25 protein-coding genes and 1 pseudogene are annotated in these 26,440 nt (G+C 72.9%); 24 read left to right on the top strand and 2 right to left on the bottom strand.

Translation table 11 applies throughout. The features are described 5' to 3' along the window. Window positions 1–108: 108 nt before the first annotated feature. Window positions 109–1,152: an Rv2578c family radical SAM protein gene (locus ACIGYR_RS01950; protein WP_399604442.1), complete on the bottom strand. Its 1,044-nt coding sequence runs from the start codon at window positions 1,150–1,152 to the stop codon at window positions 109–111. A 134-nt stretch (window positions 1,153–1,286) separates the two neighbouring features. Between ACIGYR_RS01950 and ACIGYR_RS01955 the strand changes: the two genes are divergently transcribed. The 10 genes from ACIGYR_RS01955 (at window position 1,287) to ACIGYR_RS02000 (ending at window position 15,644) form a co-directional block, all read left to right on the top strand. Continuing rightward, complete coding sequence (locus tag ACIGYR_RS01955; protein WP_391841736.1) at window positions 1,287–1,730, top strand: SRPBCC family protein; 444 nt, start codon at window positions 1,287–1,289, stop codon at window positions 1,728–1,730. Between the two features lie 162 nt (window positions 1,731–1,892). Continuing rightward, window positions 1,893–4,337 carry an MFS transporter gene (locus ACIGYR_RS01960; protein ID WP_399604440.1) on the top strand — a complete coding sequence of 815 codons (2,445 nt, stop codon included), beginning with the start codon at window positions 1,893–1,895 and terminating at the stop codon, window positions 4,335–4,337. A gap of 152 nt (window positions 4,338–4,489) precedes the next feature. Next, on the top strand, window positions 4,490–6,949 hold the full coding sequence (locus ACIGYR_RS01965; protein WP_399604439.1) for a SpoIIE family protein phosphatase: 2,460 nt from the start codon (window positions 4,490–4,492) through the stop codon (window positions 6,947–6,949). Between the two features lie 77 nt (window positions 6,950–7,026). Then, window positions 7,027–7,746 (top strand): class I SAM-dependent methyltransferase, encoded by a 720-nt coding sequence (locus ACIGYR_RS01970; protein ID WP_391841741.1) that lies wholly within the window; start codon window positions 7,027–7,029, stop codon window positions 7,744–7,746. Window positions 7,747–7,849: 103 nt separating this feature from the next. After that, the gene (locus ACIGYR_RS01975) at window positions 7,850–8,683 is read left to right on the top strand and encodes a M55 family metallopeptidase (protein ID WP_391841742.1); all 834 of its coding nucleotides are present in this window, start codon (window positions 7,850–7,852) and stop codon (window positions 8,681–8,683) included. Next, window positions 8,676–9,980: a M20/M25/M40 family metallo-hydrolase gene (locus ACIGYR_RS01980; RefSeq protein ID WP_399604437.1), complete on the top strand. Its 1,305-nt coding sequence runs from the start codon at window positions 8,676–8,678 to the stop codon at window positions 9,978–9,980. The genes ACIGYR_RS01975 and ACIGYR_RS01980 overlap by 8 nt, the downstream gene beginning before the upstream one ends. Before the next feature lie 15 nt (window positions 9,981–9,995). Beyond that, the gene (locus tag ACIGYR_RS01985) at window positions 9,996–11,951 is read left to right on the top strand and encodes a prolyl oligopeptidase family serine peptidase (protein ID WP_399604434.1); all 1,956 of its coding nucleotides are present in this window, start codon (window positions 9,996–9,998) and stop codon (window positions 11,949–11,951) included. Continuing rightward, the gene (locus tag ACIGYR_RS01990) at window positions 11,948–12,871 is read left to right on the top strand and encodes an LD-carboxypeptidase (RefSeq protein ID WP_391841748.1); all 924 of its coding nucleotides are present in this window, start codon (window positions 11,948–11,950) and stop codon (window positions 12,869–12,871) included. The genes ACIGYR_RS01985 and ACIGYR_RS01990 overlap by 4 nt, the downstream gene beginning before the upstream one ends. 63 nt (window positions 12,872–12,934) lie before the next feature. Next, window positions 12,935–13,486, top strand: a complete 552-nt coding sequence (locus ACIGYR_RS01995) for a GNAT family N-acetyltransferase (RefSeq protein WP_391841750.1) — start codon at window positions 12,935–12,937, stop codon at window positions 13,484–13,486. Between the two features lie 133 nt (window positions 13,487–13,619). Continuing rightward, window positions 13,620–15,644 carry a DUF5107 domain-containing protein gene (locus ACIGYR_RS02000; RefSeq protein WP_399604770.1) on the top strand — a complete coding sequence of 675 codons (2,025 nt, stop codon included), beginning with the start codon at window positions 13,620–13,622 and terminating at the stop codon, window positions 15,642–15,644. Between the two features lie 5 nt (window positions 15,645–15,649). Here ACIGYR_RS02000 and ACIGYR_RS02005 read toward each other — a convergent pair whose 3' ends face one another. Continuing rightward, window positions 15,650–16,000 (bottom strand): VOC family protein, encoded by a 351-nt coding sequence (locus ACIGYR_RS02005; protein ID WP_399604429.1) that lies wholly within the window; start codon window positions 15,998–16,000, stop codon window positions 15,650–15,652. Between the two features lie 79 nt (window positions 16,001–16,079). Here ACIGYR_RS02005 and ACIGYR_RS02010 point away from each other — a divergent pair, with 79 nt between their 5' ends. The 14 genes and pseudogenes from ACIGYR_RS02010 to ACIGYR_RS02075 all read left to right on the top strand — a co-directional run bounded on the left by ACIGYR_RS02010 (window position 16,080) and on the right by ACIGYR_RS02075 (window position 26,396). Next, window positions 16,080–16,526 (top strand): phage holin family protein, encoded by a 447-nt coding sequence (locus tag ACIGYR_RS02010; protein WP_391841754.1) that lies wholly within the window; start codon window positions 16,080–16,082, stop codon window positions 16,524–16,526. 283 nt (window positions 16,527–16,809) lie between these two features. Further along, window positions 16,810–18,444 carry an FAD-dependent oxidoreductase gene (locus tag ACIGYR_RS02015; RefSeq protein WP_399604426.1) on the top strand — a complete coding sequence of 545 codons (1,635 nt, stop codon included), beginning with the start codon at window positions 16,810–16,812 and terminating at the stop codon, window positions 18,442–18,444. Between the two features lie 32 nt (window positions 18,445–18,476). After that, window positions 18,477–20,324, top strand: a complete 1,848-nt coding sequence (locus ACIGYR_RS02020; protein ID WP_399604423.1) for a transketolase — start codon at window positions 18,477–18,479, stop codon at window positions 20,322–20,324. Beyond that, window positions 20,321–20,886, top strand: a pseudogene (locus tag ACIGYR_RS02025) (hypothetical protein). Before ACIGYR_RS02020 ends, ACIGYR_RS02025 begins: the two are co-directional and overlap by 4 nt. Window positions 20,887–20,991: 105 nt before the next feature. Beyond that, a complete protein-coding gene (locus ACIGYR_RS02030; protein WP_399604420.1) occupies window positions 20,992–21,387 on the top strand; it encodes a gas vesicle protein in 396 nt (131 codons plus the stop codon). A 61-nt stretch (window positions 21,388–21,448) separates the two neighbouring features. Then, window positions 21,449–21,871: a gas vesicle structural protein GvpA gene (locus ACIGYR_RS02035; protein ID WP_391841762.1), complete on the top strand. Its 423-nt coding sequence runs from the start codon at window positions 21,449–21,451 to the stop codon at window positions 21,869–21,871. Further along, window positions 21,868–22,638 (top strand): GvpL/GvpF family gas vesicle protein, encoded by a 771-nt coding sequence (locus tag ACIGYR_RS02040; RefSeq protein ID WP_391841764.1) that lies wholly within the window; start codon window positions 21,868–21,870, stop codon window positions 22,636–22,638. The genes ACIGYR_RS02035 and ACIGYR_RS02040 overlap by 4 nt, the downstream gene beginning before the upstream one ends. Window positions 22,639–22,668: 30 nt before the next feature. Further along, window positions 22,669–22,932: a gas vesicle protein GvpG gene (locus tag ACIGYR_RS02045; RefSeq protein WP_391841766.1), complete on the top strand. Its 264-nt coding sequence runs from the start codon at window positions 22,669–22,671 to the stop codon at window positions 22,930–22,932. Continuing rightward, entirely contained in the window at window positions 22,929–23,570 is a 642-nt protein-coding gene (locus tag ACIGYR_RS02050; RefSeq protein WP_399604415.1) for a DNA primase, read from the top strand. Before ACIGYR_RS02045 ends, ACIGYR_RS02050 begins: the two co-directional genes overlap by 4 nt. Continuing rightward, on the top strand, window positions 23,567–24,811 hold the full coding sequence (locus ACIGYR_RS02055; protein ID WP_399604412.1) for an SRPBCC family protein: 1,245 nt from the start codon (window positions 23,567–23,569) through the stop codon (window positions 24,809–24,811). Before ACIGYR_RS02050 ends, ACIGYR_RS02055 begins: the two co-directional genes overlap by 4 nt. After that, on the top strand, window positions 24,808–25,143 hold the full coding sequence (gene gvpJ, locus ACIGYR_RS02060; RefSeq protein WP_391841771.1) for a gas vesicle protein GvpJ: 336 nt from the start codon (window positions 24,808–24,810) through the stop codon (window positions 25,141–25,143). Before ACIGYR_RS02055 ends, gvpJ begins: the two co-directional genes overlap by 4 nt. After that, window positions 25,140–25,907 (top strand): GvpL/GvpF family gas vesicle protein, encoded by a 768-nt coding sequence (locus ACIGYR_RS02065; protein ID WP_399604409.1) that lies wholly within the window; start codon window positions 25,140–25,142, stop codon window positions 25,905–25,907. Before gvpJ ends, ACIGYR_RS02065 begins: the two co-directional genes overlap by 4 nt. Window positions 25,908–25,920: 13 nt before the next feature. Further along, window positions 25,921–26,106, top strand: a complete 186-nt coding sequence (locus ACIGYR_RS02070; RefSeq protein ID WP_161298225.1) for a gas vesicle protein — start codon at window positions 25,921–25,923, stop codon at window positions 26,104–26,106. Beyond that, window positions 26,106–26,396 (top strand): gas vesicle protein K, encoded by a 291-nt coding sequence (locus ACIGYR_RS02075; protein WP_391841775.1) that lies wholly within the window; start codon window positions 26,106–26,108, stop codon window positions 26,394–26,396. Before ACIGYR_RS02070 ends, ACIGYR_RS02075 begins: the two co-directional genes overlap by 1 nt. Window positions 26,397–26,440 lie beyond the last annotated feature (44 nt).

Consider the following 26,440-nt stretch of genomic DNA (forward strand, 5'->3'; position numbering starts at 1 on the left):
CTCACGGCTCTCGCCGGATCGTCCCGGACTGGGGGCCCCAGGAACCCGTTGCGGCGATACTTGACCCAATTGGGCCGTGGGATGCGCCCTAACGCCCTCGGAAGGCGCTCACATGAGGCTGAGCTGGACCGGCTCCGCTCCGGCGGGGGAGGGCGCCGGTCCGGCCGGGCGGATCCGTCGGGCCTGCCCCGCGCGCGTGGGCCCGATGCCGTACTCCTGCGCCAGCTCGTGCACCTGACGGGTGATCCGGCGCTGGTACCACTTGGGCGCGTAGGCGCCCTCCGCGTACAGGCGCTCGTACCGGCGCACCAGATGCGGATGGTGCTGCCCGAGCCAGGCCATGAACCACTCCCGGGCGCCCGGGCGCAGGTGCAGCACGAGCGGGGTGACGGAGGTGGCCCCGGCCGACGCGATGGCCCGGACCGTGTCCCGCAACCGGTCCGGGTCGTCGCCCAGGAAAGGGATCACCGGGGCCATGAGCACCCCGCAGCCGATACCGTGCTCGCCGAGGGCGCGTACGACGTCCAGCCGGCGTTCGGGCGCGGGCGTGCCCGGCTCCACGGTGCGCCACAGCTGTGTGTCCAGGAAGCCGACGGAGACCGAGATGCCCACGTCCGTCACCTCCGACGCCCGGACCAGCAGGTCCAGGTCGCGCAGGATCAGGGTGCCCTTGGTGAGGATCGAGAACGGGTTCGCATGGTCGGTGAGCGCGGAGATGATGCCCGGCATCAGGCGGTAGCGGCCCTCGGCGCGCTGATAGCAGTCGACGTTCGTGCCCATCGCCACGTGGTCGCCCTGCCAGCGGCGGGAGCCGAGCTGGCGGCGCAGCACCTCGGGGGCGTTCACCTTCACCACGATCTGGGTGTCGAAGCCGATGCCGGTGTCAAGGTCCAGATAGCTGTGGGTCTTGCGGGCGAAGCAGTACACGCACGCGTGCGTGCAGCCGCGGTAGGGGTTGACCGTCCATTCGAACGGCATGCGCGAGGCGCCCGGCACCCGGTTGAGCACCGACCGCGCCCGCACCTCGTGGAAGGTGATCCCGTGGAACTCGGGCATGTCGAACGTACGGGTGGTCACGGCATCCGCGCCGAACAACGCGGCATCGGTGGCCCGGCCGTGTTCGCTCTCGTCCGTGAGCCGCTCCCAGCGCATGACGCCTCCTCGCTCGCACTGGCCCTAGAATAGAACATCTGTTCCCATGATCGTGCGATCCCCGATTTGGGCGGCCGGGCGCCGGGGTGGTTGGCTTGCCCCAACCCCGAGCAACCAGGTCCTGGAGGAACGCAATGGCGCAGGTCGAGGCCACTACGGAGCGGGTCGTCGCGGCGGACGCGGAGAAGGTGTTCGACGCCCTCGCCGACTACCGCGGCACCCGGCGCAAGCTGCTGCCCGAACACTTCAGCGAGTACGAGGTGCGCGAGGGCGGCGACGGCGAGGGAACCCTCGTCCACTGGAAGCTCCAGGCCACCAGCAAGCGGGTGCGCGACTGCCTGCTGGAAGTGGGCGAGCCCACCGACGGGGAGCTGGTCGAGAAGGACCGCAACTCCTCCATGGTCACCACCTGGCGCGTCACCCCCGCGGGCGAGGGGACCTCCCGGGTGGTCGTCACCACCACCTGGCAGGGCGCCGGCGGCATCGGCGGCTTCTTCGAGAAGACCTTCGCGCCCAAGGGTCTCGGCCGGATCTACGACGCGCTGCTCGCCAACCTCGCCGCCGAGGTCGAGAAGTAGTCCCAAGAGCCCGCCGGTGAAAGGGTGTTGACGTCCGGTTGACCCCTTCACCGGTTCGGGTGGATGTCCGCCCCGGAGCGAGTGGTGCCGTAACTCGCCGCAGTTGTTCGCAGTTGTCGCCTTACGCGGGAATTGTGACAGGTGTGACGAGGGGAGCGGTTCGTGGGCGGGACGACTCTGGTGAAGCACGAGCCGGTCGTGGCACCGGCAGCGAGCGAGGAGACGGCCGCCGCATCGCCGCCACCCCCGACGTCGGGCGTCGAACTCGGGCCCCGCCGGGTCCGGTTGGTCTTCGTCGGGCTGCTGCTGGCCCTGCTGCTGGCCGCCCTGGACCAGATGATCGTCGCCACCGCCCTGCCGAAGGTGGTCGGCGAACTGCACGGCCTGGACAAGATGTCCTGGGCGATCACCGCCTATCTGCTCACCTCCACCATCGGTCTGCCCCTGTACGGCAAACTCGGTGACCTGGTCGGCCGCAAGAGCGTCTTCCAGTTCGCCATCGCCGTCTTCGTCGTCGGCTCCGCGCTCGCCGGCCGGGCCGGGACCATGGACCAGCTGATCGCCTACCGCGCGGTCCAGGGCGTCGGCGCGGGCGGGCTCATGATCGGCGTGCAGGCGATCATCGCCGACATCGTGCCGCCCCGCGAGCGCGGCCGGTACATGGGCCTCATCGGCGCCGCGTTCGGCCTCGCCTCCGTCGCCGGCCCGCTGCTCGGCGGCTACTTCACCGACCACCTCTCCTGGCGCTGGTGCTTCTACATCAACGTCCCCTTCGGCCTGGTCACCCTGGCCGTCATCAGCGTCGTGCTGAAGCTGCCCAGGCCGCGCGTACGCGCCCGGCTCGACGTCCTCGGCGCGCTGCTGCTCGCCGCCGCCTCCACCTGCCTGGTCCTGCTCACCAGCTGGGGCGGCACCGAATACGCCTGGGGCTCCCGGCAGATCATCGGACTCGGCGCCGGAGCCCTGCTCGCCACCGTCCTGTTCCTGATCGCCGAACGCTTCGCCGCCGAACCCCTCATCCCCCTGCGCCTGTTCCGCGACTCCGTCTTCACCGTCAGCGGACTGGTCGGCCTGGTGATCGGCGTCGCCCTGTTCGGCGCCGCCAGCTATCTGCCGACCTTCCTGCAGATGGTCGACGGTGCCAGCGCCACCGAGTCCGGGCTGCTGATGCTGCCGATGATGGCCGGGATCGTCGGCGCCTCGATCATCGGCGGGCAGCTCATCAGCCACACCGGGCGCTACAAGATCTACCCCGTGCTCGGCGGCGCCGTCTCCACCGTCGGCATGTGGCTGCTGTCCCGGCTGGAGACCGACACCCCCCGGCTGCACTACAGCATCTACATGGCCGTCCTCGGCGCCGGTATCGGCATGGTGATGCCCGTCCTGGTCCTCGCCGTGCAGAACTCGGTGCGCCCCGCCGACCTCGGCAGCGCCACCAGTGCCAACAACTACTTCCGGCAGATCGGCGGCAGCGTCGGCGCCGCCGTCTTCGGCACCCTCTTCGCCGACCGGCTCGCCGACGCCCTGGGCGAGGAGCTGCCCCCGCGTGCGGGCACCGGGCTGCCCGACCCCGACTCGATCACCCCGCAGCTCGTCCACGCGCTGCCCCCGGCCCTGCGCGACGCCTACATCCGCGCCTACGCCGACGCGATGCCCCGGATCTTCCTCTACCTCGTCCCGGTGCTCGCCCTCGGCCTGCTCATCGCCTTCTTCCTCAAGGAGAAACCGCTGGTGTCCCACAACGCCCCCGCCACCGACCAGGAGACCGCGCCGGTGAACGTGCCCATCCCGCAGGCCCGCATCCAGCCGTCGGCCGGGACCCCCGCCCCGACCCGCTCGTCGTACGCCGCCGGGATCCCCGTCTGCGGCACGGTGCAGCACGCCGACGGCACCGTGGTGCCCCGCGCGGCGCTCACCCTCATCGACGTCGCCGGGCAGCAGATCGGCCGGGGCGCCAGCGGCGAGGACGGGAGGTACGCGCTCAGCACGCCCGGCTCCGGGGCGTACGTGCTGATCGCCGCCGCCGGCGGGCACCAGCCGCAGGCCGTCTCCGTCACCGTCGGCGAACGCCCCGTGGAACTCGACGTCGTCCTCGGCGGCGCCGGCCGCCTCGCCGGCAGCGTCCTCACCGCCGACGGCAGCCCGGTCCGGGACGCCATCGTCACCCTCACCAACGTGCACGGCGAGGTCGTCTCCGCCACCCGCAGCGGGCGCGAGGGCGGCTACGTCATCACGGAACTGGTCGCCGGCGAGTACACCCTCGCCGCCAGCGCCCCCGCCTTCCGGCCCGCAGCGCTCCCGGTCAGCGTGCAGGCCGCCCGGGAGACCCGGCAGGACATCGAACTCGCGGGCGGCGCCGTGCTCAAGGGCACCGTCCGGGCCGGCGGCGGACGCCCCGTGGAGGACGCCCGGGTGACCCTGCTCGACGCCGCCGGCAACGTCGTCGACACCCTCACCACCGCGGCCGACGGAACGTTCCGGTTCGTCGATCTCTCCTCCGGCGAGTACACCGTCATCGCCGCCGGTTACCCGCCGGTCGCCACGGTGTTGCAGGTCGCGGGCGGTGGCCGCACCGAACGGGACCTCCAGCTGGGGCACGAGGACTGAGGGGGCGCACACCGCGCGCCGGGCAGTGCGCCGGTGGCATCCGGTGACACCAATTCCAGGATTGCCACACATCGCGACCGGCCGCCGCCGTACCGTGGTGGCGGGCGGCACAGATCGTTTGCGGACAGCCGTGGGGAGAAGGGGCCGGGGCCATGGACCGTGGCAGCGAGCGGGACACACCTCCCGGGCGCGGCATCGGCGACACCGCCGCGGGTCGGATTCCGCTGGCCGTGGTCGTCGTCGACCGTGCCGGTCTGGTGTCCCACTGGAGCAGCGGCGCGCGCCGGCTGTTCGGCGTGGACCGCGAGGACGCCGTCGGCCATCCCGCGGCGGACCTGCTGCCGGTCTCCGGTGCCCTCCCCGAGGACCCGCACGACCCGCAGGGCCGGGCGGCGCTCGACGGCTTCGTCTCGTACGACGGAGCCGGCCCCGACCTGGAGTCCTCGCTCGGCGGGCACACCGGCTACGCGACGGCCGGCCGCGCCCGCCTCCGACCGCCCCGGCAGGCGCCCGACGCCGAGCGGCTCGACGTGCTGTGGTGGGCCTATCCACTGGTCGGCCCGGGCCCCTCCCGGCTCCTCGTGCTCGCCGCCGACGCCACCCGGCTGCGCGACGAACGCGGCTACGACGACGAGACCGCCGAGCGCATCTCGCCCGGCTTCGCCCGCCACACCGAGCTGCCCGCCTCCGAGGATCTCGAACGGCGCCTGCCCGACATCCTGCCCAACATGGGCCCGGGCCTCAGCGCCCGCATCGTCGCCCAGGTCCTGGAACTCGGCTACCCCGTCCTGGAGTTCAGCCAGTTCGAGCGGGTGCCCGTCACGCCGTACTGGGGCGTGCCGCGCCGCGCGGGCCGCGCCCGCGCCGAGGCCGTCGTCCCGCGGGAGCCGACGGCTGCCGCCCTGCTCCCGGTCGACGCCGAACAGGACCTGGAGTACGCCGCCGTCCGCGAACGGCTGGAGTTCCTCAACGAGGTCAGCTCCCGCATCGGCTCCTCCCTGGACCTCGGCGAGACCATCCGTGAGGTCACCAGCGCCGCCGTGCCCCGGTTCGCGGACTTCGCCGGCACCCATCTGCGCGCGGCGGTGCTGGCGGGCGAGGGCTTCCCGGACGGCCCGCCGGACGCCCACACCGTGATGTTCCGGGTGTGGGTCGAGCACAACGACGAACCCGGCCGCTGGGACGACACCACACCGGTCGGCGAGTCCTTCGCCTTCCCCGAACACACCCCGTTCTACAAGTGCATGGTCACCGGCGAACCGGTCGTCATCCCGCGGGTCACCGAGGAGCTGTCCGAGCGCATCTCCGGCGAGTTCGAGAAGCGCGACCTGCGACCGCTCATCGGCGGCCGGTCCCTGCTGATCGTCCCGCTCAAGGCACGCAACGTGGTCCTCGGCTTCATGGTGCTGATGCGCCGACCCGACCGGGCGCAGTTCGACGACATGGACCGCACCACCGGCGCCGAACTCGCCGCCCGCGCGGGCCTCGTGCTCGACAACGCCCGCATGTACACCTACCAGGAGAACGTCGCCGATACCCTCCAGGACAGCATGCTGCCGCAGGTCAGCCCGCGGATGGCCGGCTGCGACATCGCCACCCGCTACCTGCCCGGCACCCGGCTCGGCCGGATCGGCGGCGACTGGTTCGACACCATCAAGCTCTCCGGCTCCCGCACCGCCCTCGTGGTCGGTGACGTCATGGGGCACGGCCTGAACTCGGCCGCGATGATGGGCCAGTTGCGCACCGCCGTACAGACGATGGCGGCCATGGAGACCCCGCCCGCCCAGCTGCTGCGCAACCTGGACGACCTGGCCCGCAGGCTCGGCGACAACTACCTCGCCACCTGCCTGTACGCGGTCTACGACCCGATCCGCGGCGAGCTGACCCTCGCCAACGCCGGACACATCCCGCCGGTGCTGGTCCGTGCCGAGGACGGCAGCAGCGAACTCCTCGAACTGCCCACCGGCGCCCCCATAGGGGTCGGCGGCGTCCCCTTCGAGGTCAGCCGGGTCAAGGTCGCGCCCGGCGACCGGCTGGTGCTGTGCACCGACGGCCTGGTGGAGGTGCGCGGCTCCGACATCGGCGAGGGCCTGGCCGCGCTCTGCGAGTCCGCCGCACACCCCGCGGCCTCGATGGACGACGCCTGTGACACCATCATCCGCGCGCTGAACACCCGCGGCGGACGCAAGGACGACGTCGCCCTGCTCATGGCCCGCCTCAACGGCATCCCCGACGAGCACGTCGCCGCATGGCGGCTGGACGCCGACCCGCGCGAAGTGGCCCGGGCCCGCCGCCTGGTCCGCGAACGGCTCCTGGACTGGGGCCTGCCGCAGACGGTGGAGACGGCCGAGCTGCTGGTCAGTGAGGTCGTCACCAACGCCATCCGGCACGCCGAGGGCGATCGGATCGGCCTGCGGGTCGTCCGGACCGACGCGCTGCTCTTCGAGGTCACCGACGACGAGCCCGCCCTGCCCGCCATGATCGCCGCCGGTCCCGACGACGAGTCGGGCCGCGGCCTGCGCGTCGTCAGCCGGCTGGCCCGGGAGTGGGGAGCCAGCGCCACCGGGCACCGCAAGACCGTCTGGTTCGAACAGGTCATCCACAACAAGTGAAGGTGGCCGCACGGCTCTTGCCTCGCCACAGGCCCGCGCGATATTCCGATCACGGAGCCGAACCGTGGGGAGATCGCATGAACGTCTCGGACAAGTACCGCAACAACTGGGAGAGTTACTGGGGGCAGACCCCGGACGGGCGGGGCGAGGCGATATGGGACTCGGACCCCTCCCTCAGCGCCGCACCGCACAGCGAACTGCTCCTGCCCTACGCCGACCCGGACCGCACGATCGTCGACCTCGGCTGCGGCAACGGCACCCAGACCCGTTACCTGGCCACCCGGTTCGCCCGCGCCGTCGGCGTCGACCTCTCGCTCGCGGCCGTCGAGCACGCCCGCCGTGCCGCCAACGGCGCCCCCGTCGAGTTCCAGCAGCTCGACCTCACCGACACCGACGCCGTACGCGCCCTGCACGAACGGCTCGGCGACGCCAACGTCTACATGCGGGCCGTCATCCACCAGAGCGAACCCGAGGCGCGCCCCGCGGTGGCCGCCGCCGTCGCCGAGATCATCGGCGGCCGGGGCCGGGCCTTCGTGGTCGAGCTCACCTCCGGCTCCCGGGACGTCCTCCAGCGTGCCGCGACCGCGCCGGGCGGCCCCGGGCCCAAGCTCCAGCGCGTCTTCCACCACGGGCTCAAGCCCGCCGACGCCCCCGACGGAGAGATCCCGCGCCTGCTCGCCGGGGCCGGTCTCACCGTCCTGGCCGACGGCGCGACGACCCTGCCGCAGACCGAGTACCTCCCGGACGGCACACGCATCGAGCTGCCGGCCCGCTGGTTCGTCCTCGCGGGGGCCTGACCGCGCCCGGCGGCCCGCGCCGGGGCGGACCATCCGCGCCGGCGCGGACCGGGCGCGGCGGGGTCGTAGCCTGGCCGCCGCTCGGCGCGTAACGTGACGCAGCATGAAGATCCTCATCAGTGCCGACATGGAGGGTGCCACGGGCGTCACCTGGCCCGCCGACGTGCTGCCGGGGACGCCGCAGTGGGAGCGGTGCCGGTCGATGTTCACCTCGGACGTGAACGCCGCCGTGGAGGGCTTCTTCGACGGCGGCGCCGACCAGGTGCTCGTCAACGAGGCGCACTGGACCATGCGCAACCTGCTCCTGGAACGGCTCGACGAGCGGGTGGAGATGCTCACCGGCCGGCACAAGACGCTGTCCATGGTGGAGGGCGTCCAGCACGGTGACGTCGACGGCATCGCGTTCGTCGGCTATCACGCGGGCGCCGGGACGGAGGGCGTCCTCGCCCACACCTATCTGGCCAACCAGATCACCGGGGTGTGGCTGGACGACGTCCGCGCCAGCGAGGGTCTGCTCAACGCCCACGTCGTCGCCGAGTACGGCGTCCCCGTCGTCCTCGTCACCGGCGACGACGTGGCCTGCGAGGACGCCCTCGGCTACGCGCCGGAGGCGCTGAAGGTCGCGGTCAAGGACCATGTGTCGCGCTACGCGGCCGTGTGCCGGACCCCGGCCCGCACCGCGGCCGACATCCGTGCCGCGGCCAAGGAGGCCGCACAGCTGGCGGTCCGTCACGAGCCGGTGCGCGGCGGGCCGTTCACGGTCGCCGTCGAGTTCGACGCCGAGCATCTGGCGCAGGCCGCCACCGTCGTCCCCGGCGTGGCCCGGATCGGCGAGCGGAAGGTGGCGTACACGAGTGCCACCATGTACGAGGGGATCAGGACGTTCAAGGCGGTCACCACGATCGTCTCTGCCGCCGTGGAGGAGCAGTATGGCTGACCAGCTGGCCCTGGACGAGGTGGTGGAGTTCACCTCCGGCCTGATCCGCATCGACACCACCAACCGGGGTGGTGGCGACTGCCGGGAGCGGCCCGCCGCCGAGTACGCGGCCGCACAGCTGGCCGGCGCGGGCCTGGAACCCCTGCTGCTGGAACGCACCCAGGGCCGCACCAACGTCGTGGTCCGGATCGCGGGCACCGACCCGTCCGCCGACGCGCTGCTGGTCCACGGCCACCTCGACGTGGTGCCGGCCGAGGCCGCCGACTGGCGCGTGCACCCGTTCTCCGGGGAGGTCCGGGACGGCGTGGTGTGGGGCCGCGGCGCCGTCGACATGAAGAACATGGACGCGATGATCCTCGCGGTGATCCGGTCCTGGGCCCGGCAGGGCCTGCGGCCCCGCCGCGACCTCGTCGTCGCGTTCACCGCGGACGAGGAGGCCAGCGCCGAGGACGGCTCCGGATTCCTCGCCGACCGGCACCCCGAACTCTTCGAGGGCTGCACGGAAGGCATCAGCGAGTCCGGGGCCTTCACCTTCCACGACGGCTCCGGCCGCGAGATCTACCCGATCGCGGCGGGAGAGCGGGGCACCGCCTGGCTGAGGCTCAGCGCACGCGGCCGGGCCGGGCACGGCTCCAAGGTGAACAGGGACAACGCGGTCACCCGGCTCGCCGCCGCCGTCACCCGCATCGGCGAGCACCAGTGGCCGCTCCGCCTCACCCCGACCGTCCAGGCCGCCCTCGACGCCCTCGCCACCCTGTACGGCATCGAGGCCGGCTCCGCCGACGTGGACACGCTGCTGGAGAAGCTCGGCCCGGCCGCCCGGCTGGTCGAGGCGACCGTCCGCAACAGCGCCAACCCGACCATGCTGAACGCCGGTTACAAGGTCAACGTCATTCCCGGCGAGGCGGTCGCCCACGTGGACGGGCGCTTCCTGGCCGGCACCGAGGAGGAGTTCGCCGCCACGCTGGATGAGCTGACGGGGCCGGAGGTGCGCTGGGAGTTCGCGCACCGGGAAGTGGCCCTCCAGGCGCCGGTGGACGCGCCGCTGTTCGCCCGGATGCGCTCCGCGGTGGAGGAGTTCGCACCCGGCGGCCATGTGGTGCCGTACTGCATGCCGGGCGGCACGGACGCCAAGCAGTTCTCCCGGCTCGGCATCACCGGCTACGGGTTCTCACCGCTGAAGCTGCCCGCCGACCTCGACTACCAGGCGCTGTTCCACGGCGTGGACGAGCGCGTGCCCGTGGAGGCGCTGCACTTCGGGGTCCGAGTCCTGGACCGCTTCCTGCGGACGGCCTAGACAGTGAGGGACGAGATGCGACGAGCGCCGTACGGATCGTGGCCGTCGCCCATCGACGCGGCGCTCGCCGCCGCGCACGACGGACGGCCGGAGTGGGTGGATTTCGTCGGCGACGAGATCTGGTGGACCGAGCCCCGGCCGGCCGAGGGCGGCCGGCGGGCCCTGGTGCGGCGGTGGACCGACGGCGGCGAGGAGTCGGTGCTGCCCGCGCCCTGGAACGTGCGCAGCCGGGTCATCGAGTACGGCGGCCGGCCCTGGAGCGGAGTGAGCCACGACGGCCGGCCCCTCGTCGTCTTCGTGAACTTCGCCGACCAGCGGCTCTACCGGTACGAGCCCGGCGGTGAGCCCCGGCCGCTCACCCCGGTGTCCCCGGTGCGCCGCGGTCTGCGCTGGGCGGAGCCCCGGGTGGACCTCGCCCGCGGCGAAGTGTGGTGCGTGCTGGAGGAGTTCACCGGGGACGGCCCCGACGACGTACGGCGGGTCCTGGCCGCGGTGCCGCTGGACGGGTCGGCCGCCGACGACCGGGGTGCCGTGCGGGAACTCATCGGGGCCCGGCACCGGTTCGTCACCGGCGCCCGGCTGTCGCCCGACGGCCGGCGGGCCGCCTGGCTGGGCTGGGACCATCCGCGGATGCCGTGGGACGGGACGGAGCTGATGGTCGCCGAGGTCGGCGACGACGGCCGGCTGGCGGGGGCGCGGACGGTCGCCGGCGGACCGGACGAGGCCGTCGCCCAGGTCGAGTGGGGGGCGGACGGCAGTCTTCTGTACGCGAGCGACCGCAGCGGCTGGTGGAACCTCTACCGCGACGGCACCCCGCTGTGCCCGCGGGAGGAGGAGTTCGCCGGTCCGCTCTGGCAGCTCGGGCTGCGCTGGTTCGCGCCGCTGGGCAACGGCCTGCTGGCGGTCGTGCACGGTCGCGGGCCGGCCGTGCTCGGGATACTCGACCCGGAGTCCGGCGAGATCGTCGACGCCGCCGGCCCGTGGACGGAAGTCACCGCCTCCCTCGCCGCTCACGGCGCACGCGTCGTCGCGGTCGGCGCCAGCCCGCGCACCGCGTACGAGGTGGTCGAGCTGGACACCGCCACCGGCCGCGCCCGCGTGATCGGCGCCCGGCACCGGGACCCGGTGGATCCCGCCTACTACCCGGAGCCGCAGATCCGCACCTTCTGCGGCCCGGACGGCCGCGAGGTGCACGCCCATGTCTATCCGCCGCACCACCCCGGACACGCCGCGCCCGACGGCGAGCTGCCGCCGTACGTGATCTGGGCGCACGGCGGGCCCACCAGCCGGGTGCCGCTCGTCCTGGACCTGGCGATCGCCTACTTCACCTCGCGGGGCATCGGGGTCGCCGAGGTGAACTACGGCGGCTCCACCGGCTACGGCCGGGCCTACCGCGAGCGGCTGCGCGAGCAGTGGGGCGTGGTCGACGTCGAGGACTGCGCGGCCGTCGCCCGTGCCCTCGCCGACGAGGGCACCGCCGACCCGGCCCGGCTGGCCGTCCGGGGCGGCAGCGCGGGCGGCTGGACCGCCGCCGTCTCGCTGACCACGACCGACGTCTACGCCTGCGGCACCATCGTCTACCCGGTGCTCGACCTCGCCACCTGGGGCCCGGGGGAGACCCACGACTTCGAGTCCCGCTATCTGGAGTCGCTGATCGGCCCGCTCGCCGAGGTGCCCGCCCGGTACGCCGAACGCTCCCCGACCGCGCACGCCGACCGGCTCGACGTGCCCTTCCTGCTGCTCCAGGGACTGGACGACGTGATCTGCCCGCCCGCCCAGTGCGAGCGCTTCCTCGCCCGGATCGCCGGCCGAGGCGTGCCGCACGCCTACCTCACGTTCGAGGGCGAGGGGCACGGATTCCGGCGGGCCGAGACCATGGTGCGCGCCCTGGAAGCCGAACTCTCCCTGTACGCCCAGGTGTTCGGGATCGACCCGGCGCCGCGGACACCGAAGGTGGAACTGACCCCGTGAAGGAACTCGTACGGCCACGCCGACTGGCCCCCGGCGCCCGGGTGGCCGTCGTCGCCACCAGCGGGCCGGTGCCCGAGGAGCGGCTCCAGGCGGGGCTCGACGTACTGCGCGGCTGGGACCTCGACCCGGTGGCCGGAACCCATGTCCTGGACCGGCACACCGAGTTCGGCTACCTGGCCGGCACGGACGCCGACCGCGCCGCCGACTTCCAGCGCGCCTGGTGCGACCCGGCCGTGGACGCGGTGCTGTGCGCCCGCGGCGGGTACGGCGTGCAGCGCATGATCGACCTGCTCGACTGGGAGGCGCTGCGGGCGGCCGGGCCCAAGCTCTTCGTCGGGTTCAGCGACCTCACCGTCCTGCACGAGGCCATCGCCACCCGCCTGGGGCTGGCCACGCTCTACGGGCCGATGGCGGCCGGCATCGACTTCATCAAGAACGCGCGGGCCCAGGAGCATCTGCGGGCCACGCTCTTCGCCCCCGAGACGGCCCGTACCATCGCCACCGGCGGCCGGGCGCTCGTGCCCGGCCGGGCCCGCGGCGTCACCCTCGGCGGCTGTCTGTGCCTGCTCGCCGCGGAACGCGGCACCCCGCACGCCCGGCCCTCGGCACGCGGCGGACTGCTCTGTCTGGAGGACGTGGGTGAGGAGACCTACCGGCTGGACCGGTACCTCACCCAACTCCGGCGCTCCGGCTGGCTGGACGGGGTGCGCGGGGTGCTCCTCGGCTCGTGGGAGGACTGCGCGGACTACGCCGAGCTGCGGCCCATGCTGGCCGACCGGCTCGGCGGACTCGGGGTTCCGGTCGCGGAGCAGGTCGGATTCGGGCACTGCGCAGGGGCGTTGACGATCCCGTTCGGGGTGGCGGCCGAACTGGACGCGGACGCGGGCACGGTGACGCTGGACGAGCCGGCCCTGCGCTGACGCGCGGCCCGGCGGGACGTGACCGGCGCGGCGCCCCGGGCCGGAACGCCGTAGGCTGGCCGGATGCCGCACCCTCCGTCCCTGTACGTCGCCGTCGGCCCCCGCGTGGCCATCCGCCCGTTCCGGCTCGAAGACGGTCCCGAGTTCACCGCGCGGGCCGGGGAGAGCAAGGACCTGCACCGGCCCTGGCTGTTCCCGCCGGACAGCGACAAGGCGTACGCCGACTACGCCGGGCGGCTGATCGAGGACCCGGCCCGGGCCGGTTTCCTGGTGTGCGAGAAGGACAGCGGGGACATCGCCGGCTTCATCAACATCAACAACATCGTGCGGGGCGGCTTCCAGAGCGGCGCCCTCGGCTACGGCGTCTTCGCGCACGCGGCCGGACGGGGCCTGATGCGCGAAGGCATGGAACTGGTGATCGGGTACGCGTTCGGGCCGCTCGGCCTGCACCGGCTGGAGATCAACGCGCAGCCCGGGAACACCGCCTCCATCGCCCTCGCCCGGGGCGCCGGGTTCCGCCTGGAGGGCCTCTCCCCGAAGATGATCTACGTGGACGGCGCCTGGCGCGACCACGAACGCTGGGCCATCACCACGGAGATGCGGCCCGGCCACTGATCCCTTCGCCCCCGGCGGAGATCCGTACACGGGCGCCTCGACACACCCGCGACGGCGGCCGGTCCGGCCCTGGACGCCTTTGCGCAATCCTGACCGGCAGCGCCCCTGGCCGAGTGCCGCCTCGCCGGGTTCCCTGGTCATCGTGACGAGGATCCGACGTGAGGTGCTGACCCTGCCCGCCGCACAGCTGGGGGCCGACAACCCGCTGCCCGCGCTGCGCCTGCTCGACAACGTCCACCGCATCGACGACCGGGAACGGGCGGACCTGCCCGGGGACATGGCCCGCCGGCTCGGCCACGCGCCGCTGCGGAGCCTGCTGCCCGTGCGGATCCGGGACGGATACGGCAGAAGCCGTCGGCCGCACCGCCTCAACGCGCTGGTGATCGAGAACGACCGGTTGCGCGCCACCGTCCTGCCCGGACTCGGCGGCCGGATCGCCTCCCTGGTCCACCTGCCCACGGGACGCGAACTGCTCTACCGCAACCCGGTGTTCCAGCCCGCCGACTTCGCCCTCAACGGTGCCTGGTTCTCCGGCGGCCTCGAATGGAACATCGGCGCCACCGGCCACACCACCCTCTCCTGTGCCCCCCTGCACGCCGCCGTCGTCCCCGCCCCGGACGGATGGGGGCACCGCCCCCGCCGTCCGGGCGGCGGGGAGGAGATGCTGCGGCTGTGGGAGTGGGAGCGGCTGCGCGACGTGCCCTTCCAGGTCGACCTGTGGCTGCCGGAGGGTTCCGACTTCCTCTACGTCGGCGTACGGATCCGCAATCCGCACGAGCGGCCCGTGCCCCTGTACTGGTGGTCCAACATCGCCGTGCCCGAGGACCGCCGGATCCTCGCCCCCGCCGAGGAGGCATGGCTCCCGCACTGCCCGAACGGCGCGGCAGGCGGCCCCAGCGGCCACGAGAGCCGACTGCGCCGGGTGCCCGTCCCCTCGTACGACGGCATCGACCGCACCCACCCCCTCAACAGCCCGTACGCCGCCGACTGGTTCTACGAGATCCCCGACGGCCGCCGCCGCTGGATCGCCGCTCTGGACGCCGACGGACACGGGCTGGTGCAGACCTCCACCGACGTGCTGCGCGGCCGCAAGCTCTTCGTCTGGGGCAGCGGCCCCGGCGGACGGCGCTGGCAGGAGGGGCTGACCGCCCCCGGCACCGGCGGCTACTGCGAGATCCAGGCCGGGCTCGCCCGCACCCAGCTCGAACACGTCCCGCTGGCGGCACGAGGCGAGGTCTCCTGGCTGGAGGCGTACGGGCCGTTCGACACCCCGGCCGCGGGGGAGTGGGCGGACGTCGTCGGGGCGGCGGAGGAGCGGCTGGCGGCCGTCCTGCCGCGTGACCACGTCGACCGGGCGTACGCGGCATGGCGGCCGTACGCCGACGCCCAACCCGGCACGACGCTCGCCGCCGGCTCCGGCTGGGGCGCGCTCGAAGTGCTCCGCGCCGGCCTCGACCTGCCCGGTACGCCGTTCCCCGAGTCCACCCTCGGCGACGCCCAGGAGCCCTGGCGGCACCTGCTGCGCACCGGATCCCTGCCGGCACCGGACCCGGGCCGCCCGCCCGGCCCGACGCTCGTCGCCCCGCCCTGGCGGGACCTGCTGGAGACCGCCCCCGCCACCGCGCACACCGAGTACCACCTCGGCGTCGCCCAGTGGCACGCCGGCGACCGCGCACAGGCCGTCCGCAGCTGGGAACGCGCGCTGCGCCGCGCACCCGGGTCCTGGCCGCCGCTGCGCTGTCTGGCCGTCGCCGACCAGGAGGCCGGCCACCACGAGCGGGCCGCCGAAAGGTTCGCGGACGCTTTCGGCGGCCTGTGCCGGGAGAGGCACGACGGCGAGACCTGGACGGCCGCCCTGGCCGCGCTCGGCCGGGAGACCCTCGAGGCGCTGCTCCGGGTCCGGCGGGCCGGGGACGCGCGCGCGGTGTGGCGGCGGCTGCCCGCCGCCGTCCGCCGGCGGGGCCGGTTCCGGCTGCTGCTCGCCGAGCTGCTCCTCGCGGAGGGCCGGTACGCCGAGGCGCGGGCCGTCTTCGACGCCGGCTTCGAGGTGGCCGACCTGAGGGAGGGCGCCGACGACATCGGCCGGCTGTGGGCCCGCCTCACCGACGAGCCGCTGCCGGGCCGCTACGACTTCCGGATGCGGCCGGACAGCGGCTGATCGGCTCAGGTGCCGCGCTGGTCCACGTACTCGAACACCGACCCGTCCGGGTGGACCGCCAGCAGATTGCGGCCCACCGGCGTCGGCACCGGCCCCGCGACGACCCGGGCGCCCAGCTCGGTCAGCAGCCGGTGGGCCTCGTCGACATCCTTGACGGCGATTGTCGCCGTCACCTTGCGCAGGATCTCCAGCTCCGACTCCGGGCCGCTCATCAGGAGGAAGGAGCCGACCGCGGCCACCTGCACGCCACCACGCTGGAAGCGCAGCGCGCTGCCGCCCGAGAGGCGTTCGTAGAAGGGGATCGCGGTTTCGAGGTCGTCGACGCAGATGCGCAGCGAGGCGCCCAGAATCTCCATGCGGCCGAGCCTAGTTGGGGCGGCGCGGAGCGCGCAGGCGCCTGCGTTACCCGCTGTGATGGGCGGGTACCCGCATGGTATGGACCGTTTTGATCACCTGGAACATCTGGACAAGCACCTAGTCGAAGAGCTGGCACAGGTGGCACGCGAGACGGTACGCGACGAACTGCGGGAGCAGTCCCGCAAGCAGCGCCGCACCGCCATGCTCTATGCCGCATCGGGTGCCGCCGCCCTGTACGCCGGCGGCGCGGTGGCGCTCGCCGTGGGCCTGGCCCTGGCGATCGGCCTGCCGGGCTGGGCGGCGGCGCTGATCACCGCGGCCGCGCTGGGGGTCGTGGCCTACCTGCTGCGCGGCGCGGCCCGCCCGGGCCACGGCCACCACGCACCCCACGCCCCGCAGCACGTGGCCGGCGGCACCGCCCCCGGCGCCCCGCCGAGCGGCCTCGGCCTGCCCTACCCGCCGATGCCCTCCGGCGCTCCGCCCCGTCCGCACATCGACCCGGACCCCCCGCACCACCGGGCCTGACGGAGGAGCCGCCCGGCCTGGCCTGACGGACTGGCCTGACGGAGGAGCCGCCGCAAAGACGGCTCCGGTCCGCGACGAGCAGGACTGCCTCGGCCCGCGACGAAGCGGGCCGGGGCACCGACCTGTACCCGGGCCCACCAGATCCCCGGCAGCGCGGGGCGGGCGCGGGCGGGGTGGCGTCCGGGTGCTCGGACCGGCGTACGGGTGACCGCCGCGGCGTTTGGGTGCCCCGCCCCCGGTTACGCGGAAGACCTCGGACGAGCCATACCGCCGGAGGCGCACTGTGAGCCGACCTCGCGTCGTGATCGTCGGCGCCGGTTTCGCCGGATACCGGGCTGCCCGCACCCTGGCCCGGCTCACCCGCGGCCGTGCCGACATCGCGCTGCTCAACCCGACCGACTATTTCCTGTATCTGCCGCTGCTGCCCCAGGTCGCCGCCGGCGTCCTGGAGGCCCGCCGGGTCACCGTGTCGCTGCCCGGCACGTTGCGGGGGGTGCGACTGGTGCTCGGCCAGGCGGACGGCGTCGACCTGGACGGACAGACCGTCCATTACAGCGACCCCGAGGGCGGTGTCGGCAGCCTCGGCTATGAACGGCTGGTGCTGGCCGTCGGCAGTGTCAACAAGCTGCTGCCGGTCCCCGGCGTCGCCGAGCACGCGCACGGCTTCCGCGGACTGCCCGAGGCGCTGTACCTGCGTGACCACGTGACCCGGCAGGTGGAACTCGCCGCCGCCGACGTGGACCCCAAGCGCCGCGCCGCCCGCTGCACCTTCGTGGTGGTGGGCGCCGGTTACACGGGCACGGAGGTGGCCGCCCAACTGCAGATGCTCACCGAACGGCTGGCCCGCCGGCACATGCCGCCCGCCGGTCCGCGCCCCCGCTGGATCCTGCTGGACCTGGCATCACGGGTGCTGCCGGAGCTGGACGCGCGGCTGTCCCGCACGGCGGACCGGGTGCTGCGGTCGCGCGGCGTGGAAGTGCGGATGGGCACGTCCGTGCGGGAGGCAACCCGGGACGGAGTGCTGCTCACCGACGGGGAGTTCATCGCGTCCCGGACCCTGGTGTGGTGCGTGGGCGTACGGCCCGACCCACTGGTGGAGGACGTCGGGCAGCCGTTGGAACGCGGGCGGCTGATCGTCGATCCGTACCTGCGACTGCCGGGCCGGTCCGAGGTGTTCGCCTGCGGGGACGCCGCCGCCGTGCCCGACCTGGAACGTCCGGGAGAGTTCACGGCGATGACGGCCCAGCACGCCTGGCGGCAGGGGCGGGTGGCCGGGGAGAACGTGGCCGCCTCGCTCGGCCTCGGCCGGCGCCGGCGCCCGTACCGCCACCGCGACCTCGGTTTCGCCGTCGACCTGGGCGGTGTCCAGGCCGCCGCCAATCCGTTCGGTGTGGCGCTGTCCGGCCTGGCGGCGGGCGCGGTCACCCGCGGCTATCACCTGGCCGCGCTGCCCGGCAACCGTATCCGGGTCACCGCCGACTGGCTGCTGGAGGCCGTACTGCCGCGCCAGGGAGTCCAGTTGGGACTCGTACGGGCCTGGTCGGTCCCGCTGGACACGGCCTCTCCGGAACTGGCACGGGTACCGGGCGGCCCCGAGCGGCCGGCCGTTCACGCGGGAGAGGAACCCATGACGCACGAGACGCACCGGGACGACCAGCGGGGCGGTGAGCCCGCGAAGAACCAGCCGGGCGGTGAGCCCGCCAGGAACCAGCCGGGCGGTGAGCCCGCAAGGAATCAGCGGGGTGGTGAGCCCGCGAGGAACCAGAAGCCGGGCGGTGAGCCCGCTGACCGGCAGCCCGGTGGTGAGCCCGCTGACCGGCAGCCCGGCGATGAGGCAGCCACGAGCGGGCCGGACCATCCGGCCCCCGGTCCCGTCAGGCGTACCGACCCGCCCGACCCCGCGGACGCCCCCGACTGAGCGCGAACGAGCGCAAGGAGACTAGGAGACTCATGAACACCGAAGAACTCGCCGAACTGGGCCAGCAGTTGCGCGTGGACAGCGTCCGGGCGTCAGCCGCCGCGGGGTCCGGGCACCCGACGTCCTCGATGTCCGCCGCCGATCTGCTGGCCGTCCTGCTCGCGAACCATCTGCGGTACGACTTCGAGCGCCCCGACCACCCGGCCAACGACCGCTTCGTGCTGTCCAAGGGACACGCCTCCCCGCTGCTGTACGCCGCCTACAAGGCGGCCGGCGCGATCGAGGACGGCGAACTGGTCACCTTCCGCAAGCTCGGCAGCCGGCTGGAGGGCCACCCGACGCCCCGGCGGCTGCCCTGGGTGGAGACGGCCACCGGCTCGCTGGGGCAGGGCCTGCCGGTCGGCGTCGGCATCGCCCTCGCCGGCAAGCGGCTGGACCGCACCGGCTACCGGGTGTGGGTGCTGTGCGGCGACAGCGAGCTGGCCGAGGGCTCGGTGTGGGAGGCCGCCGAACACGCCGGGTACGAGGACCTGGACAACCTGATCGCCATCGTGGACGTCAACCGGCTCGGCCAGCGCGGCCCCACCCGGCACGGCCACGACCTGGACGCCTACGCCCGCCGCTTCCAGGCATTCGGCTGGCACACCATCGAGATCGACGGCCATGACGTCGACAAGATCGACCGGGCCTACGGCGAGGCGCTGTCCACCACCGGACAGCCCACCGTGATCCTCGCCCGCACCCTGAAGGGCAAGGGCGTGGCCTCCGTCGAGGACCGCGAGGGCCTGCACGGCAAGCCGCTGCCCGAGGCCGAGGAGGCCATCGCCGAACTCGGCGGACAGCGCGATCTGCGGGTGCGCGTCTCCGAGCCGCAGGCCGCCGCCGCGCTGCGCTCGCTCACCTCCGAGGTCGTCCAGCTCCCGCGCTACGACCGGGGCGAGGAGGCCGCGACGAGGGACGCCTTCGGCAAGGCCCTCGCCGCGCTCGGCACCGCCCGCGGTGACGTCGTCGCCCTGGACGGCGAGGTCGGCGACTCCACCCGTACCGAGGAGTTCGCCAAGGCCCACCCCGACCGCTTCTTCGAGTGCTACATCGCCGAGCAGCAGCTCGTCGCCACGTCCGTCGGCATGGCCGCGCGCGGCTGGATGCCGTACGCCTCCACCTTCGCCGCGTTCCTCACCCGCGCCCACGACTTCGTCCGCATGGCCGCCATCAGCGGCTCCGGAATCAACCTGGTCGGCTCGCACGCAGGCGTCGCGATCGGGCAGGACGGGCCCTCCCAGATGGGCCTGGAGGACCTGGCGATGTTCCGTTCCCTGTACGGCTCGACGGTGCTGTACCCGTGCGACGCCAACCAGACCGCCCGGCTGGTCGCGGCCATGGCGGGCCTGGACGGCATCCGCTACCTGCGCACCTCCCGCGGCAAGACACCGGTGATCTACGGCCCCGACGAGGAGTTCCCGGTGGGCGGCAGCAAGACGCTGCGGGCCGGCGAGGACGACCGGCTGACGGTCGTCGCGGCCGGGGTGACCGTGCCCGAGGCGCTGGCCGCGGCCGACCGGCTCGCCGAGGACGGCATCCAGGTGCGGGTGATCGATCTGTATTCGGTCAAGCCCGTCGACGCCGAGACCCTGTACCGGGCGGCCGAGGAGACCGGCTGCCTGCTCACGGTGGAGGACCACCATCCGGAGGGCGGCCTCGGGGACGCCGTCGCGGAGGCGTTCGGCGACGGCCGGCCGGTGCCCCGCCTGGTCCGGCTCGCGGTGCGCGCCATGCCGGGCTCGGCCGCGCCCGACGAGCAGCTGCACGCGGCCGGCATCGACGCCGTCGGCATCGCGGCGGCGGCCCGCCTGCTGGTCGAGGAGGCGGTGGTGCGATGAGCCACGGCGACGCGCGTGCCGTACGGGCGGGCCGTCGCACCGTGGAGATCCAGCGGCCGGGGAAGGTGCTCTTCCCCGGCCGTGAGGGTGTGAAGGAGTACACCAAGGGCGACCTCGCCGCCTACTACCGGTCCGTCGCGCCGTATCTGCTGCCGCACCTGCGCGGCGACTGCACCTCGTCGTCGCGCTCGACGGCCGCCACGACTTCGACGAGGTACGCGCCTTCGCCCATGACGTGGCCGAGTTCGCCGCGGCACGGCACCCGGACCGGCTCACCACCGCGGCCCGCAAGCGGGACCGCGGTGACCGCCTGTACCTCGATGTGCAGCGCAACGGCTACGCCCAGACCGCCGTCGCCCCTTACAGCGTCCGTGCCCGCCCGGGCGCACCCGTCGCGGTACCCCTAACCTGGGAACAGGTGGACGATCCCGGCGTGGACGCCCGTCGCTGGACCCTCGCCGACGCCGTGGACCAGGCACGCACCGACCCCTTGGCCGGCGCGTTCAGTCGTGGCCGCTCTCTCACACGCCCCCGGAGCCGCCTCGCGGCACTGCGTCGCTGACGCACGTACCCCCTTCGACCAGGCAGGACGGCGCTCCCGTCAGACGCGGTCCGCTGCTGAGGTTTGGCCAACGGTGTGGCGGCCACACGCAGGGGAGAGGTGGCCATGTCGAACGGAAAAAACACATCCCAGTCACAGGGTTCACGAGAATCACAAGATTCCCAGGAGCCACAGGAATCACAGGGCAACCACGAGACACAGAGCAAGACAGGCAGGAACGCGGTGGACGACGACCGTCCGGCCCCCATGGACGTACTGCGCCAGGCGCGCGCCCAGCTCGCGGAACTCACCGGTCTCGCACCCGAGTCGGTGTCTTCGTTCGAGCAGACGGAGGACGGGTGGGCGTTGGAGGTCGAGGTCCTCGAACTGGAGAGAGTGCCCGACACCATGAGCCTGATGGCGAGCTACCAGGTCGAACTGGACCAGCAGGGCCAGCTGACCGGTTACCGCCGCGCCCGCCGCTATGAACGCGGCAGGGCGGATCCGCGCAGTGGCCGCTGAGTCACCGTCCGCGACCCGTCCGCAGACCCGAACCGACTACGCATGAGGAGGAATCGCCGGCATGACTGTTGTTCCGGCACAGCAGACCGGAGGCGGAGGCGGCAGCAGCGGCCTCTACGACGTACTTGAGCTGGTCCTGGACCGTGGGCTCGTGATCGATGCGTTCGTCCGCGTCTCCCTGGTCGGTATCGAGATCCTGAAGATCGACGTCCGCGTCGTCGTGGCCAGCGTCGACACCTATCTGCGCTTCGCCGAGGCGTGCAACCGACTCGACCTGGAGTCCGGCCCGAACAAGAGCCCGGGCCTGCCCGAGATCGTCGGTGAGGTCACTGAGTCCGGCGCCCGCGGCAAGTCCAAGGGCGCGCTCTCCGGCGCCGCGCAGACCATATCCGACGCCTTCAACCAGGCCCGCGACGAAGGGGAGACCGAGTCGCGGCCGCGGCCCCGCAAGGCTCCGGCGCGCCGGAAGGAGGAGCAGGAGTGAGCACCTACGTCTACGGCATCACCGCCCGGTCGCATCCCGCGCTGCCCGAGGGCATGACCGGCGTGGGCGAGCCCGCCCGCACGGTGCGCGTCCTCACGGCCGGTGATCTCACCGCCCTGGTCAGTGACGCCCCGGAGGATCTGCGCCCCAAGCGCAGGGACCTGCTCGCCCACCAGAACGTGCTCGCCGAGGCCGGCGCCGCCGGCTGCGTGCTGCCCATGCGCTTCGGCAGCGTCGCCCCCGACGACGACGCCGTCACCCAGGTGCTCACCGAGCGGGCGGAACACTACGCGGAGCGGCTGCGGGAGCTGGACGGCAAGGTCGAGTACAACGTCAAGGCCACTCACATCGAAGAGGCCGTCCTGCATCTGGTGATGGCCGAGAACGCGGACGTGCGTGCCCTCGCCGAGGCCAACCGCCGCTCCGGCGGAGGCGGCTACGACGACAAGATCCGCCTCGGCGAGATGGTCGCCGCCGCCGTCAAGGCCAAGGAGGCCGAGGACGCCGGCGAGGTGGAGAGCCTGCTGACACCGGCCGCCGCGGCGGTCAGCGTGGGCCCCGAGTCCACCGGCTGGCTGGTGAACGTGTCGTTCCTGGTCTCGCGGGACACGGCCGAGGACTTCCTCGCCATCGTCGAGCAGATGCGCAAGAGCCACCCCCACCTCGAACTGCGGGTCCACGGCCCGCTGCCGCCGTACAGCTTCGTCGAGCCCGGCCCCGCGCAGCCCGCGGGCCGCACGGCCGGCGCGGACGCCGGGGTGCAGTAGCGCTTCCGGCCCGAGCGGAAGGAGACCACCGTGGGACTGATCGGCGAAGTGCTGATGCTGCCGTTCGCACCGGTGCGCGGCAGCGCGTGGGCCGTCAGGCAGGTGCTCCGCGAGGCGGAGCGGATCTACTACGACCCCTCCACCGTTCGGGCCGAACTCGCCCGCCTCGAGGAGCAGCTGGAGGCGGGCGAGATCACCGAGGAGGAGTTCGACCGACGCGAGGACGAACTGCTCGACCGGCTGGAGATCGCCCTGCGCTCCGGCGACACCACAGGCAACGGGACGGGACGATGAACCGAACGGCAATGGGCCTCGCCATAGGGGCCGGCTATCTGCTCGGACGCACCAAGAAGCTCAAGATGGCGCTCGCGGTGGGCTCCCTGGTGGCCGGCAAGAAGCTCAACCTCAGTCCGAAGATGCTCGCGGACGTGGTGAACCAGCAGCTCAAGAACAATCCCCAGTTCAAGGAGATCGGGGACCAGCTGCGCCAGGACATGCGAGGCGTCGGCAAGGCGGCCGGCGGTGCGATGGTCGAACGGCAGATGAACGCGCTGGCCGACCGGCTGCACGGTCGCACCGCGCAGATGCGTGACCAGCTGTCCGACGCGACACCGGCCGGCTCCGACGAGGAGCAGGGCGACGAGGACGCCTCCGAGGACCGCGGCGAGGACCGCGAGGACGACCGCGAGGACCGCGGCGACGACCGCGAGGACCGCGAGGACGAGTCGCGTGACCGGGAGCCGGCCAAGAAGGCGGCTGCCAACAAGCCCCCCGCGAAGAAGGCCGCGGCCAAGAAGACGGCTCCCGCGAAGAAGACGGCGGCCAAGAAGACGACCGCGGCCCGCAAGTCGGCCGCGAAGAAGACGGCCTCGGCCGGCGGCGACGCCCGGCGTGCCACCGGCCGGCAGTCGAAGGGTGGTGATGATCGATGAGCGAGTCCCTCGGGTCCGCCACTACGGCGGCAGGCAAGGCCAAGGGCGAGGCCAACGGCAGCCCGCTGAGCGATCTCGCCCACAGCGAGGCCGCCGACCGGCTGAAGTCGGAGGCACAGGATTTCCTGGCCGCTCAGGCCACCAAGATGCTCAGCGGCCTCGGCCGCAAACTCGGCGAGACGACCAACAAGCTCAACGACATAGCCGAGGGAAACAGCCCCGGCTTCGCCAAGCTCGCGCTCGACGGGGGCCGCAAGCTCGCCGAGGGCAAGGGCCCGCTGCGCTCCGCCCTGGAGCTGGGCGCCTCCCGCGCCAAGGAGAACGTGATGGACGCGGTCAGAAACCTCGGGGGCGGCAAGGGCAAGAAGGGCGGCGCGGGCAAGAAGCCCACCGTCATCATGGAGTCCGTCGACGTCGGCGTGCCGCTGCGCACCGCCTACGACCAGTGGACCCAGTACCAGAGCTTCAGCACCTTCGCGAAGGGCGTGAAGAGCGCGAACCGCGCCGATGACACGCACTCCGACTGGCAGGCGAAGATCTTCTGGTCCAGCCGCAGCTGGAAGGCGCAGACGACCGAGCAGATCCCCGACTACCGCATCCAGTGGACCTCGGAGGGCGCCAAGGGCACCACGAAGGGCGTGGTCTCCTTCCACCGGCTGGAGGAGAACCTCACCCGGGTCCTGCTGGTCATGGAGTACTACCCGACGGGCCTGTTCGAGAAGACCGGCAACATCTGGCGTGCCCAGGGCCGCCGGGCCAGGCTGGACCTGAAGAACTTCGCCCGCTTCATCACGATCAAGGGTGAGGCGGAGGACAGCTGGCGCGGTGAGATCCGCGACGGCGAGGTGGTCCGCAGCCATGAGGACGCCGTCGCCGAGGAGGAGCAGGAACAGGAGCAGGAGCAGAACGGCGAGGCGCCCGAGGGCGAGGACGAGGACGCCCAGGGCGAAGCCGGCGAGGAAGAGGAAGAGGAAGAAGGCGAACCCGAGGAGCCCGAGGCCGAGGCCGAGGAGCCCGAGGAAGAGGAAGAGGAAGAAGGGGAACCCGAGGAGCCCGAGGCCGAGGCCGAGGAGCCCGAGGAAGAGGAAGAGGAAGAGGAAGAGGGCGAACCCGAGGAGCCCGAGGCCGAGTACGAGGAGGGTGAGGAGCCGGAGGGCGAGTACGAGGACGAAGAAGAGCCCGAAGGTGAGTACGAGGAGGAAGAGGAGCCCGAGTACGCCGAGCGTGGGAGCCGTCGATGACGACGCCCAGCCGCTTTCCCGAGCCCTACGGTCAGGGCTCGGGGGCGAACCTCGCCGACATCCTCGAACGCGTGCTTGACAAGGGTGTCGTCATCGCGGGTGACATCAGGATCAACCTGCTCGACATAGAACTGCTCACCGTCAAACTGCGCCTCATCGTCGCCTCGGTCGACAAGGCGAAGGAGATGGGCATCGACTGGTGGGAGACCGATCCGGCGCTCTCCTCCGGGGCCCGCCGGGACGAGCTGGCCCGGGAGAACGCCGAGCTGCGAGAACGGCTCGCCCGACTGGAGGAGCTGGAGTCGGGCCGCACCACGAAGGAGGCACGATGACCGGACTGCGGTACGTGTACGCCGTCTGCCGCCCCTTCGAGCTGCCGCTGCAGTCCCAGCTCACCGGCATCGGGGGCGCCCCGGTGCGGGTGCTGCACCACCACGAGCTGGTCGCGGTGGTCAGCGCGGTCCCGGAGGCCGACTTCTCCGAGAAGGCGCTGAAAGCCCACCTGGAGGACCTGGACTGGCTGGCCGCGACGGCCCGCGCACACCAGGGCGTGGTCGACGCGCTCAGCACGGTCACCACCCCGCTGCCGCTGCGGCTCGCGACCGTCTTCCATGACGACAGCGCCGTACGCACCATGATCGAGGCCCGGGAGGGCGACTTCCGGCGCATCCTCGACCGGCTCGCGGGCCGGGTGGAGTGGGGCGTGAAGGTCTATCTGGACCCGGAGGCGGAGCCGGAGCCGGCCGGGCCCGCCCCCGCCGCGGCGAAGCCGGCCAGCGGGCGGGACTACCTGCGCCGCCGGCGCGAGCGCAGTCACGCGCAGGAGGACAGGTGGCAGCGGGCGGAGCGATTCGCGCAGTCCCTGCACGAGCGGCTCCTCCGCCAGGCCGAGGACGCCCGGATCCACGCCCCGCAGAACTCCGCGCTCTCCGCGGCGCCCGGCCAGAACGTGCTCAACGCGGCCTACCTGGTGCCCCGGCGCCGCTCCGAGGAGTTCGTGGAACTGGTCGACCGCACGAAGGACGAGGAGCCCGGGATCCGTGTGGAACTCACCGGACCGTGGGCCGCCTATTCGTTCACCGGAGAGGAATCATGAGGGGGGCGGAACGTTGACCGTCGTGGAACGCCGTGAGATCGCGCTGGTCGACCTGCTCGACCGGCTGCTGGCGGGCGGCGTCGTCATCACCGGCGACCTCACGCTGCGGATCGCGGACGTCGACCTCGTGCGCATCGACCTGAACGCCTTGATCAGCTCCGTGAACGAGCAGGTCCCCTCACCCTTCGAGGAGCTGTGATGACCTCGTCCAGCCCGCGCAAGCGGCTCGACCTCGAACCCGACACGGTCGAACGGGACCTGGTGAAGCTCGTCCTCACGGTGGTGGAACTGCTGCGTCAGCTCATGGAGCGGCAGGCGGTGCGCCGGTTCGACACCGGTGAACTCACCGAGGAGCAGGAGGAGCGCATCGGGCTCACCCTGATGCTGCTCGAGGACCGCATGGCCGAGCTGCGGGACCGGTACGGCCTGCGGCCCGAGGACCTGAACCTGGACCTCGGGCCGCTCGGGCCGCTGCTTCCCCGCGAGTGACCCCACCGGTGCTCGGGCCGCTGCTTCCCCGCGAGTGACCTCAG

It is taken from the genome of Streptomyces sp. NPDC053076, assembly GCF_044546845.1.
Lineage (GTDB): Bacteria > Actinomycetota > Actinomycetes > Streptomycetales > Streptomycetaceae > Streptomyces.